This is a genomic window from Caulobacter sp. Root343 (assembly GCF_001425745.1).
Classification (GTDB): Bacteria; Pseudomonadota; Alphaproteobacteria; order Caulobacterales; family Caulobacteraceae; genus Caulobacter.
In genome coordinates, this window is record NZ_LMDF01000008.1 from 167,900 (window position 1) to 179,650 (window position 11,751).

An 11,751-nucleotide genomic window follows, 5' to 3' on the forward strand; every position below is an offset into this window, starting at 1 on the left:
GCCCTATCCCTCCGCCGTGACCAGCCAGCAGGCCGAGGTCATCGTCGCCAGGCCGTCCTTCGCATAGGGCTCCAGCGCCGCCGCCACCGCTTCGCGGACCTGGCCGCGCACCGTGTCGTCCTCCTGCGCCAGGATCGGGTTCAGCGGCCCGACGCGCAGGCTCATGGTCATCAGCTCGTCGAAGCTCAGCGGACTGGCGACATCCAGCGGCGCGATCTCGATCCCGCGCCAGCCGCTCTCCTCCAGAATCCGGCGCACGCGGTCCGGATCGGCGAAGGCGAAGCGGCCGGGCGCGTCCTTCTCGAACGCCGGCAGGGCCGGCAGGAACGGGGCGGCGGCGCGCAGCGGGACCAGCGCCAGCGGGTTCTCCTCGGGCGCGCGCCAGGCGGCGAAGGCCAGCCTGCCGCTTGGCTTCAGGGCGCGCCGCAGATTGGCGAAGGCCGCCACCGGGTCGGGGAAGAACATCACCCCGAACCGCGAGACGATGGCGTCGAACGGCGTCGCGAACACATGGGTCTGGGCGTCGGCTAGTAGGAACTCGACGCCCTCGATACCCTCCTCACCCGCCCGCCGTCGGGCCAGTTCGACCAGGGCCCCCGAGATGTCGACCCCGACGGCGCGGCCCGTGGGTCCCGTCCGCCAGGCCGCGGCGAAGGTGGTCGCGCCCGAGCCGCAGCCGACGTCCAGCACCCGCTCGCCATTGACCGGGCCGGCGGCCTCGACCACCGCCTCGGCGATCGGCGCCATGATCTTGTCGAGCAAGGCCTGGTGCTCGACCCAGACCCGCCCCGCGCGGTCCCAATAGGCGTTCATGTCCCGGTCGGCGGTCGCGTTCATCGTCATCTCCGTCGTTGCGAGGATCACCCTCGCGGCGCATCCTGCAAGTTCAAGCGCACTTGAGGTCAAGCGGTGTTCGACGTCGACATCTCGGAACTGGCGAAACGCTCCGGCGTGCGGGCCTCGACCCTGCGCTTCTACGAGGAAAAGGGACTGATCGCCTCGATCGGCCGGCGGGGTCTCAAGCGCCTGTTCGCCCCCGAGGTCGCCGACCGCCTGTCGCTGATCGCCCTGGGCCGCGCCTCGGGCTTCTCGCTGGGCGAGATCGCGGAGATGCTGGAGGGCTCAAACCTTCATGGCCCAGACATCGACCGCGACCGCCTGCGCGCCAAGGCGGCCGAACTGGACAAGCGGATCGAACAGCTGACCCGCATGCGCGACGGTCTACGCCACGCGGCCGACTGCAAGGTCCCGGTCCTCACCGATTGCCCGCACTTCCTGCGCATCGTGAAGGTGGCGGGCGCGCGGCGGCGGCGGTATCGGGCGGAGGCGGTTTAGGGCGTCACCAGCCCTCCGGTCGCGGCCCACGATCCTCGGCCGGCGGCGGCGCGTAGCGCTCGGGTTCGCGCTGTTCCTCCCAACGCTCGCGGTCCCGCGCCTCCTGTTCCCAGGCCGCGCGTTCGGCCCGGGCTTCCCGCGCCAGTCGATCCGCCTCCCAACGGCGACGCTCGGCCTGCTCCAACTGGTCGCGCCGCGAAGCCTCGCGTTCCCACCGATCGTCATCGGCCTCGGGCGGCGGCTCCTCCGCCTCGTCCGCCTCGGCGATCTGGACGGGCGCGGCGCGCGGCCTGGACGCGGGACGATCGAACAGCGCCTCGCGCCCGTTGGCCATGGCCCGGGCGGCGTCCGACAAGCCGACATCCAGAGGACCGGCGGTCCTGATCGTCGCTTTCGGCGGCTCGACCAGGCGGATGCGCAGGCCGTCGTCGCCGGCCTTTTCCAACGGCGGCTCCGGGCTGACGAGCGCGGGCCACACGATCGTCGCCACGGCGGCCGTCACGATCCCGGCCGTGGCGACGCCAGCGGCCAAGGTCTTACTGTTCTTGGGCAGGTCCACTTGGGCGCTCCGGACAGAGGCCCCTCGATGGGTATCGGAACGGCGGGACCGAGCGCCGGTTCCGCGCCTATCGCGCCGCGATCGCGGTCATCTCGACGGCGTAGTCGGGATGGGCCAGGCGCGCTTCGACCGTGGCCCGAGCCGGCGGATTTTCGGAATCCACCCAGGCGTCCCACGCCTGGTTCATGGCGTCGAACCCGGCGATGTCGGCCAGGTAGATGGTGACGCTGACCAGCTTGGCCTTGCTGGAGCCCGCTTGGGCCAGGGTGTCGTCCAGCTGGGCCAGCACCTCGCGCGTCTGCTCCAGGACGGATCACCCCTTGGTCTCCTCGGCGACGTGACCCGCCAGGAACACCAGGCCGTTGACGACGACGGCGTCGCTCCAGCGCGCGGCCTTGCCGATGCGTTCGATCACGAGAAACTCCCTATCTCAGGCTGGCGTCGCGCAGCCGGCGACGCCGACCACCTAGGGCGTCGGGACGGTTCAGCACCTTGCGGTACTCGTCGCGACGTTCGTGGATCGAGGCGATGACCAGGCCCATCGGCACGCCGATGTCGACCAGCACGGCCTCGGACAGCTGCAGGCTGGCCTCGATGGTCTCGGGCACGGCGTCGGTGGCGCCCAGCTCGTAGAGGCGAGCGGCGTGGCGGGCGTCGCGGGCGCGAACCACGATCGGCACGTCCGGCCGGGCGCCGCGCGCGGCGGCGACCACCGCCTCAGCCCCCTCGGGCGCGTCCATGGTGATGACCACCGCCCGGGCCGTGGCCAGGCCGCAGCGCTCCAGAAGCTCCAGCCGCGAGGCGTCGCCGTAATAGATGCGACCGCCCTCGCGCCGACCCTGCTCGACGAGGCGGGCATCGCGCTCGACGGCGATCCAGGGCAGGTCGTGGCGGTTCAGCATGCCGCTGACCAGCTTGCCGACCCGCCCGTAGCCGACCACCAGCACCTGTCCGGCGGGCTCGGGGCCGACGCGGTCGGGCGCGCCGACCGGGGCCTCCGCCGTCTGGGGCGCCGCGCCCTTGCGGGCGAGATAGGCGCCCAAGGCCGCCAAGCTCGGGATCAGGAACATGGTCAGGGTCGCCGAGACCAGCACGGCCTGGCCGATCGCCGGCGCGACGACCTTGGCGCTCATGGCGTTGTCGAGCAGCACGAAGGCGAACTCGCCGCCGGCCGCCAGGATCAGGGCCGCCTCCAGCGCCGCCTTGCGGCTCAGGCCCATGATCAGCCCGCCGCCGAACACCAGGATCGCCTTGACGACCAGCAGTCCCAGGGCCGTGGTCAGGATCAAGCCCGGCTGGGCGACCAGCAGCGACAGGTCGAGGCGAATGCCCAGCGACACGAAGAACAGGCTGAGCAGCAGGCCCTTGAACGGCTCGATCTTGACCTCGACCTCGTGTCGGTACTCGGTCTCGGCCAGCAGCACGCCGGCGACGAAGGCGCCCAGCGCCATCGACAGGCCCGACAGGGCGCTGACCATGCCCGCGCCGATGATCACCAGCAGGCAGGCGGCCATGAACATCTCTTCGCTCTTGGCCTTGGCGACGGACTTCAGCATCGGCCGCAGCGCCAGACGCCCGACCAGCACGATCGCGCCCAGGCCGATCGCGGCGGGGGCCAGGGCCAGCAGGTCCTTCAGCTGGAACGACCCTTGGCCGCGTCCGAGAATAGCCAGGGTGATCAGGATCGGGGCGACGGCCAGGTCCTGGAACAGCAGCACCGAGAAGGTGGCGCGCCCGCCTTCCGAATGTAGCCTGCGCCGCTCGGCCAGCACCGGTATGGCGATGGCGGTCGAGGACAGGGTCAGGGCCGCGCCGATGGTCAGGGCTGCCACCGGGCTCTGGCCCATCAGCATGGCCCCCGCGCCCAGGGCCAGCGAGCAGCCGATCACCTGCACCGCGCCCAGCCCGAACACCAGCTTGCGCATCAGGCGCAGGCGCTCCCACGACAGTTCCAGCCCGATCATGAACAGCAGGAACACCACCCCGAACTCGGCCAGCTGGGCGATTTCCTCGGGATTGTCGACGGTGACGTAGTCGAGCCACGGGGCGTAATGGATGAACCGACCCAGGCCGAACGGGCCCAGGATCACCCCGGCCAACAGATAGCCCAGGATCGGATTGATCTTCAGACGCTTGAAGATCGGCGCGACGATGCCGGCGGTCGCCAGGAACAGGACCAGGTCCTTGTAGCTCTCTGGGGATACCTCTTGCGCCACGCGCCCTCCTTGTCCGCCAATCCTAGGTCGGCTGTCCTATCCCGGCTGTTTCAGCCGCACGCCCGCGCCCGCTTCACCGGCGCCGATCAGCGCCACGCCGCCTGCCTCGATCGCGTCGATCAGCAGACGCTCGGTGCTGTGGTGCAGGGCGTGACGCTCGGTCTCGAAGTCCTTGACCGTGCTACGCGACACGCCCGCCCGATCGGCGAGCTCGCCCTGCGACCAGTTGATCAGCCCGCGGGCGGCCCGGCATTGCGCCGGGAGAAGGATCTTTGCGTGCGGCATGAAACACACCTAGGCTTTATCGCCCATATTGGTTGAATACCGCCGAAAGAGGTGACAGTCAAGCCGAGCCATGGCCGTACAGGCCACCGCCCGGGCCGCGACGGGGCGGCCCGGGCGGCGCTCGCTATCGCGCCAAGCTCTCCAGGCGGCCGGCGTCCACCGCCCGCACCGCCTGCTTCAGGTCGTCGATATTGTTCGCCGAGCCGTCCGCCTGGACCGAGAAGCGGTCGGCGATCACCACCGAATATTTCCCGGAGTTCGAGGGGCGGTTCCATTCCTCCGAGGTCAGCCGGCCGTCGATGGTGGCGACCTTCTCGTAGCCGTCGGCCGTCTCTTTGGTGGTGTGCGCGCCCATGCCGGAGGCCAGGGCCGCCATGGCGCCCATCGCGCCCAGGTCGGTGACCTCCAGGCGGAACGAATTGCCGTCCTTCTGATACTCGCCGGTGGCCACGACGATCGAGACGTCGCCCGTGCCGCTGGAATTGGTTTCGACGCTGGACCGCGCATAGCCCGCCACGCTCTCCGGCAGCAGGGCCTTGAGCGCGTCGGGCGACACCGCCTTTCGCGGCTGTTTCGACAGGGCCTCGGCCCGCTCGCCGGCCGCCTGCAGCCGGTCCAGGTCGACCTTCTGGCCGTTGAGCTCGACGGTTCCGCCCATCTTGCCGGCGGGCGAAGCGCCGTGGAAGCCGGCCACGCGGCCGATCGCCATCGAGGTCGCGCCGACGACGATGAACATCACGATGGACACCACGATCGCGACCAGGATCGTCACGATGGCATAGCCCGGCGCCTTGTCGGCCGGAGCCTTCATCACTCGCGGCAGGCCCAGATACAGCAGCCAGCAGCCATAGAGGCCGGCCAGTAGAACGATGACCGCCAGCATTGGCAGGATCTGCAGCACGCCGACCACCCAGCCGGCGGTGCCAGAATAGGCCGCGACCTTGAAGGCCTGCACCCGGTTCTTCTCGGCCCCGAAACTGGGCGCCAGGGCGTCGATCACCGAGCCCAGCACGAAGGTCATCACCAGCGCGCCCAGATAGCCGAGCACCGCCGTGATCACCGCCACGCCCAGAGGGGGCTTGATCGAGATCCCGAGCGCCCCGTGGCCGAACAGCTGGCCGCCGATCAGGCCAGCCACCGCCGGGATCGCGGCGAGGATGCACACATAGCCCGTGAACAGCCCGCCAATCGTGGCGGGCTCCTGTTCGATCTTGTCCCATTCGGACGAGGGCGACAGCAGTATGCCCTTGACCCTCGCCACCAGACCGGTCCCCGCCGATCCACCTTCAACTACCGCCATCCCGCGTCGCGCTCCCTCTGTGAGAATCCAGCGCCCGCCCCGATGGCCTATCTACGCATGGTTCTCGCCAAGGTCGAAACACGGTTTTCCGACAAGGGCCGCGAGACGTCTCAGGAGGCCGGAAAGCCTGATCGGCGCATCAGCCGCTCGTAGGTCGAGCGCCGGATCGGACGTTCGTCGCGCAGGCGGACCCAGGTCGTCTCGCTGATGCCCAGCGTACCCTGCAGATGCTCCTTGGTGATCGCCGGCAGCAGGTCGCGTAGCCGTCGCACCCGTTCGGAATCCACGACGATCATGGTCATGGCGTGGTCGCCTCGACGAGGTCCAACCGCGCCTTCAGCGGATCGGCCACGACCTTCGGCCCCTCGGCGGAGAAGTCGAGGATCTGGTCGGACGCGGCCTCGTAGCGCGGCCAGGCCGGGCCGCCGGGCGCGGTCGGGACGCCGGACTTGGCGAAGCCGATCCAGTAGGCGTGGGCCGCCTTGGCCGCCGCCGCGTCGGCCGGGGTCAGGGCCGCGCCGTAGCGGGCGTCGACGGTGTCGAACACGAACGGGATCTCGGTGGCGTGCGGCGCGCCCCACCATTGCCCGCGCTGGCTCTCGGCGACGTACGAGAACCGGAACTGGTAGACCGGCGCGCCCTGGCCGGACATCACCCGCGCCACGGCCCGGGCCGGCTCGATGAACATGCGGTCGCCCGCCGCCTTCCAGCCATAGACCTTGAGCTCGCCGTCGCCCTTGGGGTCGTACAGGGCCTCGGCCTCGGGCCGGCGCACGCCGAACGGGGCGAAGACCTGGTCGCGGGTTCCGCCGAAGAAGAAGCCGTCGGCGCTGGTCGCGCCGACCATCACCGGCATCTTGCTCCACGCCCCGGCCTGATAGGCTTTCAGCGGCGCGTCGGTCACGATCTTGCCGTCCAGCATCGGCCCGCCGGCCCAGGTCGGCGTGCCGGCGGTGGCCATGTTCAGGCCGTCCACCACGGTTTCGGCCGGCAAGGCGCGCAGGGCGTCCAGCGCCGCCGCGTCGGTTCCCGGAACGCCGGCCTTGGCCGCGAAGGCCAGGCCCGCGGTCTCGGCCGAGCGCTGGCCGGCCGGCGCGGTCAGGGGCAGGGTCGGCAGCAGGCGCGGCCGGCCGCCGCCGGACTCGATGATCGCTTTGTGGAACAGGCCCTTGGCCTGGGGCGCTGTCAGCAGGGCGTGCAGCGACACGCCGCCGGCCGACTCGCCGAACACCGTCACATTGTCCGGATCGCCCCCGAAGGCGGCGGCGTTGTCGCGCACCCACCTCAGGGCCGCGATCTGGTCCATCAGGCCGTAATTGCCCAGCATCCCGCCGTCGGCGCTCGCCGCCGTCAGGGCGGGATGGGCGAAGAAGCCGAAGCGGCCGACCCGGTAGTTGAAGCTGACCAGCACCACGCCGTCGCGGGCGAAGCGGTCGCCAGCATAGACGGCCGGCGAGCTGCCGCCGTTCACGAAGCCGCCGCCGTAGATCCAGACCATGACCGGCCGCTTGGACTTGCCCTTGAGCGCCGCTTCCGGCGTCCAGACATTGGCGTAGAGGCAGTCCTCGGCCGGCTTGACGCCCAGGGGCGCGGCGTCGCCGGGGAACGGGTTCTGCATGCAGTCGGCGCCATAGGCCTTGGCGTCGCGCGGCGCGGTCCAGGCCGTCGGCGGCTGCGGCGCGCGCCAGCGCAGGGCCCCCAGCGGGGGCGCGGCGAACGGCACGCCCTTGAACGCGGCGACGCCCTGGACGGTCTCACCAACCACGGGGCCGAAGGTGGTGGCCACGGTCGGATCGGCGGCCACGGCCTGTCCGGCGCCCACGGTCACGGCGGCGACGAGCGAGGCGATACGGATCATCATCGAGTCTCTCCCGTTCACGGCTTCAGCGTCCGCGCCTTGACCTTGGCCGCGCCCTTCAGGGCGAGATCGGCCGAGGAGGCGCCCACGGCGACCTGATAGTCGCCGCCCGTCAAGCTCCAGCGATTGGCCTTGGCGTCGAAGGCGCCCAGCAGGCGCGGGTCGGCGGTGACGGTGACATGGCGGGTCTCGCCGGGCGCCAGCGCGACCTTCTCGAAGCCGATCAGACGCTGCAGGGCCTTGCCGGCCGCGCCGGTCAGATAGACCTGCGGCGCGTCCTTGCCGGCCCGCGCGCCGGTATTGGCCACGTCGAAGCTGACCGTCAGGGTGTCGCCGCCCGTCACCTTCAGGTTCGAATAGGCGAACCGGGTGTAGGAGAGGCCGTAGCCGAACGGAAACAGCGGCTTCTGGCCGTTCGTGGCGAAGCGGCGGTAGCCGACGTCGGCGCCTTCCGAATAGACGACGTCGAAGCGGGTCTTGTCCGGCAGGCCCAGGCCCGGCAGTTCGGCGCGGGGATATTGGTCGATGGCGACCGGGAAGGTCATCGGCAGGCGGCCCGAGGCGTCGACCTCGCCGAACAGCACGTCGGCGATCGCCTCGCCGCCCTTGGCGCCCGAATACCAGGCCTCGACCACCGCGCCGGCCTGGCCAAGCCAGGGCATCGACACTGGACCGCCGGTCTGCAGCACGACGATCGTATTGGGGTTGGCCGCCGTGACGGCGGCGATCAGGGCGTCCTGGCCGTTGGGCAGCGACAGGTCCGGAGCGTCCTCGCCCTCGCCCATCCACTGGTTGCCGAACACCACGACGATGTCGGCGGCCTTGGCGGCGGCGACGGCGGCGGACACGTAGCGGCCGTCGTCGAAGGTCACCTTGGCGCCCGGCGCGACCTTGCGGATCGCGGCCAGCGGCGAGGAGCCGTTGAAATATTGGCTGCGGAACGGCCCCATCATGCCCTCGCCGCCCAGCGGGACGACGCGCTGGGCGCCGCCCGGCGGCACCACCTGGGACGAGCCGCCGCCCGACAGCACGCCGGCGTCGACGTGGCCGCCGATCACGGCGATGGTCTTGGCGGTCTTGGCCAGCGGCAGAAGGCCCTCGCGGTTCTTCAGCAGCACGATGCCCTCGGCCGCCGCGGCGCGGGCGGTCTGCGCCCCGGCGTCGTAGTCGACGGCCCCGCCCGGCGTCACCGGCTTGTCGAACAGGCCGGCGGCGAACATCGAGCGCAGGATGCGGCGGGCGGCGTCCGACAGGCGCGCGACCGGGACCTCGCCCTTCTCGACGGCGGCCTTCAACGGCTCGCCGAACCAGATCTTGGCGTCCAGCTGCTCGCCCGACTGCTGGTCCAGGCCCTTGACGATGTAGTCGGTGGCGTGGACCGCGCCCCAGTCCGACATCACCCAGCCCTTGTAGCCCCAGTCGCGTTTGAGCACGTCGTTCAGCAGATGCGCGTTGCCGCAGCTCCAGTCGCCGTTGACCAGGTTGTAGGCGCACATGACCGAGCCAGGCTGGCCCTTCTCGACGGCGATCTCGAAGGCCAGCAGGTCGCTCTCGCGGTGGGCGGCCTCGTCGATCACCGAATTGGCGAAGTGGCGGTTGGTCTCCTGGCCGTTCAGCGAGAAGTGCTTGATCGTCGAGACGATCCCCTGGTCCTGGATGCCCTTGATCGACGCCCCGGCCAGGGTGCCGGCCAGCCAGGGATCCTCGCCCAGATATTCGAAGTTTCGGCCGTTGCGCGGGTCGCGCGCCAGGTTCACGCCGCCGGCCAACTGGACATTGAAGCCCTTGGCCCGCGCCTCGCGGCCAACCACCGCGCCGCCTTCGTAGGCCAGCTTGACGTTGAAGGTCGCCGCCAGCGCCTGACCCGACGGCAGGGCCGTCGCGCCGTCGCCCGGACGCACGCCCAGCGGGTTGGTCACGCCCAGGCTGGCGTCGCTTTCCTGCAGCGCCGGCACACCCAGGCGCGGGATGCCGGGAATGTAGCCGGCCGAGCCGATGGCGCCCTCGGGCTTCTTGATGCCGAAGATCGGCATCGACATCGGGCCGTGGACCAGGCCGATGCGCTCGTCCAGCGTCAGCTCCTTCTCCAACAGCGCCGCGCGCTGGTCCGGCGAGAGCTTGGCGTTCATCCAGGGACGATCGGCGGGCGCCTGCGCGTGACCGGCGGTGGCGAAGGCGAGGACAGCGAGGCTCGCGGCGATTTTCAGGGTTCTGGGCAAGGCGGTCGTCCTCAGCAGGCTCAGTAGGTCAGGCCGAAATGGATCGGATAGAGGGGGTCTTTGGAGTCGTGCGGCGCGTCCTCGGCCTGGGCCTCGACGGCGGTCATCGACGAGGGCAGCTCGAACGGCAGCTTGCCGCGTGGCGGAGCGGCGCCGGTCAGGGCGTCGAGGAAGGCGTCGTCGCCGGCCCCGAAGTCGCCGATCAGGGCCGAGACCTTGTCGCGGACATTGGTCAGGATCGCGGGACGGTCGAGATAGACCGCGACGATGGTCGGGACCTTGGCGGACGCGGCCTTGATCGCCTCGTAATCGGCCGCGCCGTCCTTGAACGACAGATCGCCCTCGTGTTGCATGCTGCCGAACATGAAGTTCGGATGCAGGGTCTGGAACGGCGCGGCGGTGCGGACGATCGCCAGCTCGGCCTGGGCCAGGTCCTCGACCGGGACCAGGCCGTGGGCGCGGGCGGCGTCGGGCGATAGGCCCTTCAGCCAGACCTTGCGGCCGGCGGCCTTCAGGGGCAGCAGGCCGTTCCTGTTCTCGAGCAGGGTCAGGGCCGCGCTCTGGGCGGCGCGGCCCTCGGCGGCGAAGGCCTTGGAGCCGACCACCGCCTGGGCGGCCTTCGGGTCGACATAGGGATTCTCGAACAGGCCCTGCTGGAACTTGATCGCCAGGATGCGGCGGGCGGCGGCGTCGATCCGGGCGGGCGCTATCTTGCCGGCCTTGACCGCCGCCACCAGCTCGGCCGTGTCCTCGACGCCGCCGAACTGGTCGAGGCCCGCATTGACGCCCTTGGCGTAGCGATCGACCTTGGCAAGGCTCTCGACGCCCCAGGCGGTGGAGAGGCCGGCGAAGCTGGGCTTCACCCCCGTCGGAAAGCCGTTCAGGCAGGTGTCGCCGCAGTCGTTGGTGATGGCCCAGTCCGACAGCACGATGCCCTTGAAGCCGTGCTTGCCGCGCAACAGGTCGGTCAGCAGCTGCTTGGAGAAGCCGGCGCCGACCTGTTCCAGGCCCAGGTCCTTGAGCACCGCATAGGTCGGCATGACGCCGACCACGCCGGCGGCGAACGCCTCGTCGAACGGCTTGACGTGCAGGTCGAACTGGCCGGCCGGGAACACGGCGTAGCGGCCATAGCTGTTGTGGCCGTCGAAACCCTTGGCCGAGGCGCCGTAGCCGACCCAGTGCTTGACCACGGCCGAGACGCCGCCGGGCGCCAGGCTGGTCTCGCCGCCCTGGAAGCCCTGGACATAGGCCTTGACCATCTTGCCGACCAGGTCCGGGTCTTCGCCGAACGTCCCGCTGATCCGCGACCAGCGCGGTTCGGTGGCCAGGTCGGCCATCGGCGACAGCGCCTGGTGGATGCCGACCGCGCGATATTCCTGGCGGGCGATGTCGCCGAAGCGCCGGACCAGGGCCGGGTCGCCGATCGCGGCCAGGCCCGTGGCCTCGGGCCATTGCGAGAAGCCGCCGCTGGAAACGCTGGCCCCAGCGACGAACTGGAAGTGGTGGCGCGGATCGGTGCTGACGGTGACCGGCACGCCGAGGCGGCCCTGCTCGGCGATCGCCTGCACCGCGTTGTTCTGCTCGGCCAGCCAGGCCGGATCGCCCGACAGCCGGGTGATGAAGGTGGTGACGTGGCGGTCCAGGATCAGGGGCTTGAGCTTGGTGAGGTCATAGCCCTGGCCGCGCCCGGGGACCATGCCGCCGACGGCCGGCAGGGTGCCGTGCATCATCTCGCCGGCCTTCTCCTCCAGCGTCATCCGCGAGACGAGGTCGGCGGCGCGCTGTTCGGGCGCCAGGCGCCAGTCCTCGAACGGCGACAGCCTGCCGTCGCGGTCGAGATCGCGGAACCGCAGGCCATCGACGGCGACGACCTTGCCGTCGCGGACGCCGAGTTCGGGCTGGCTGGCGGCGAGCGCCGAGGAGCCGGCCGCGACCGCGACGGCCGTCGAGAGCAGAAGACGTTGAAGACCGCGCACGCC

11 protein-coding genes are annotated in these 11,751 nt (G+C 70.7%); 1 reads left to right on the forward strand and 10 read right to left on the reverse strand.

Features of this window, described 5'->3' with window-relative positions:
• Window positions 1-3: 3 nt before the first annotated feature.
• Entirely contained in the window at window positions 4-837 is an 834-nt protein-coding gene (locus ASC70_RS19135; protein ID WP_056053306.1) for a class I SAM-dependent methyltransferase, read from the reverse strand.
• 72 nt (window positions 838-909) lie between these two features.
• On the opposite strand from ASC70_RS19135, the gene ASC70_RS19140 reads away from it, so the two are divergent.
• Window positions 910-1,335 carry a helix-turn-helix domain-containing protein gene (locus ASC70_RS19140; protein ID WP_056053309.1) on the forward strand — a complete coding sequence of 142 codons (426 nt, stop codon included), beginning with the start codon at window positions 910-912 and terminating at the stop codon, window positions 1,333-1,335.
• A gap of 4 nt (window positions 1,336-1,339) precedes the next feature.
• On the opposite strand, the gene ASC70_RS19145 is transcribed toward ASC70_RS19140, so the two are convergent.
• From ASC70_RS19145 to ASC70_RS19185, 9 genes are all read right to left on the reverse strand, one after another.
• Window positions 1,340-1,894, reverse strand: a complete 555-nt coding sequence (locus tag ASC70_RS19145; protein ID WP_056053312.1) for a hypothetical protein — start codon at window positions 1,892-1,894, stop codon at window positions 1,340-1,342.
• A 67-nt stretch (window positions 1,895-1,961) separates the two neighbouring features.
• The gene (locus tag ASC70_RS25680; protein WP_255355047.1) at window positions 1,962-2,201 is read right to left on the reverse strand and encodes a RidA family protein; all 240 of its coding nucleotides are present in this window, start codon (window positions 2,199-2,201) and stop codon (window positions 1,962-1,964) included.
• 118 nt (window positions 2,202-2,319) lie between these two features.
• Entirely contained in the window at window positions 2,320-4,110 is a 1,791-nt protein-coding gene (locus tag ASC70_RS19155; protein ID WP_056053314.1) for a cation:proton antiporter, read from the reverse strand.
• A 36-nt stretch (window positions 4,111-4,146) separates the two neighbouring features.
• A complete protein-coding gene (locus ASC70_RS19160) occupies window positions 4,147-4,395 on the reverse strand; it encodes a helix-turn-helix domain-containing protein (protein WP_047406713.1) in 249 nt (82 codons plus the stop codon).
• A gap of 124 nt (window positions 4,396-4,519) precedes the next feature.
• The gene (locus tag ASC70_RS19165; protein ID WP_056053317.1) at window positions 4,520-5,695 is read right to left on the reverse strand and encodes a Yip1 family protein; all 1,176 of its coding nucleotides are present in this window, start codon (window positions 5,693-5,695) and stop codon (window positions 4,520-4,522) included.
• A 110-nt stretch (window positions 5,696-5,805) separates the two neighbouring features.
• Window positions 5,806-5,997: a hypothetical protein gene (locus tag ASC70_RS19170; RefSeq protein ID WP_047406724.1), complete on the reverse strand. Its 192-nt coding sequence runs from the start codon at window positions 5,995-5,997 to the stop codon at window positions 5,806-5,808.
• Complete coding sequence (locus ASC70_RS19175) at window positions 5,994-7,556, reverse strand: carboxylesterase/lipase family protein (protein ID WP_056053322.1); 1,563 nt, start codon at window positions 7,554-7,556, stop codon at window positions 5,994-5,996. Before ASC70_RS19175 ends, ASC70_RS19170 begins: the two co-directional genes overlap by 4 nt.
• A gap of 14 nt (window positions 7,557-7,570) precedes the next feature.
• Window positions 7,571-9,772, reverse strand: coding sequence for a beta-glucosidase (locus ASC70_RS19180; protein WP_056053325.1), 2,202 nt, complete (start codon window positions 9,770-9,772; stop codon window positions 7,571-7,573).
• Between the two features lie 20 nt (window positions 9,773-9,792).
• Window positions 9,793-11,748: a glycoside hydrolase family 3 protein gene (locus tag ASC70_RS19185; protein WP_056053706.1), complete on the reverse strand. Its 1,956-nt coding sequence runs from the start codon at window positions 11,746-11,748 to the stop codon at window positions 9,793-9,795.
• Window positions 11,749-11,751: the final 3 nt, after the last annotated feature.

Bases quoted from the DNA above. Each gene is read 5' to 3' on its own strand.
- ASC70_RS19135 (WP_056053306.1), bottom strand. From the start codon at position 837: ATGAACGCGACCGCCGACCGGGACATGAACGCCTATTGGGACCGCGCG.
- ASC70_RS19160 (WP_047406713.1), bottom strand. From the start codon at position 4,395: ATGCCGCACGCAAAGATCCTTCTCCCGGCGCAATGCCGGGCCGCCCGC.
- ASC70_RS19165 (WP_056053317.1), bottom strand. From the start codon at position 5,695: ATGGCGGTAGTTGAAGGTGGATCGGCGGGGACCGGTCTGGTGGCGAGG.
- ASC70_RS19170 (WP_047406724.1), bottom strand. From the start codon at position 5,997: ATGACCATGATCGTCGTGGATTCCGAACGGGTGCGACGGCTACGCGAC.
- ASC70_RS19175 (WP_056053322.1), bottom strand. From the start codon at position 7,556: ATGATGATCCGTATCGCCTCGCTCGTCGCCGCCGTGACCGTGGGCGCC.